Source organism: Pseudomonas sp. OA65 (assembly GCF_017498305.1).
Classification (GTDB): Bacteria; Pseudomonadota; Gammaproteobacteria; order Pseudomonadales; family Pseudomonadaceae; genus Aquipseudomonas; species Aquipseudomonas zanjanensis.
The window spans coordinates 1-452 of sequence record NZ_JAGDEZ010000121.1 but is presented as its reverse complement, the minus strand read 5'-3'; the positions used below and the strand labels follow the sequence as shown (position 1 = coordinate 452).

Here is a 452-nt window from a genome sequence, read left to right as displayed (position 1 = left end):
GCCAACCTGATCGCCACCGCCGGCTGCGTGGCGCTGTGGGGTTACTTGCTGTACCAGGGCGTGATCGATCCGCTGGGCGGCATCAACACCTTGTGGCCGCTGTTCGGCATCTCCAACCAGATGCTGGCCGGGATCGCCCTGATGCTCGCCACCGTGGTGCTGATCAAGATGAAGCGCCAGCGCTATGTCTGGGTCACGCTGCTGCCGGCGAGCTGGCTGCTGATCTGCACCACCACTGCGGGCCTGATCAAGCTGTTCGACGCCAACCCGGCGATCGGCTTCCTGGCCCTGGCGCGCAAATACAACGATGCCCTGGCCGCCGGCCAGATCCTGGCCCCGGCCAAGAGCATCGAGCAGATGCAGCACGTGGTGTTCAACGCCTACACCAACGCAACGCTGACGGTGTTGTTCCTGTTCGTGGTCTTCAGCATCCTGTTCTACGCGCTCAAGGT

At 63.5% G+C, this 452-nt stretch carries 1 protein-coding gene; it reads left to right on the top strand.

The features are described from left to right. The coding region (locus J3361_RS29350) for a carbon starvation CstA 5TM domain-containing protein (protein WP_279382110.1) at window positions 1-452 on the top strand (452 nt) is incomplete at both ends.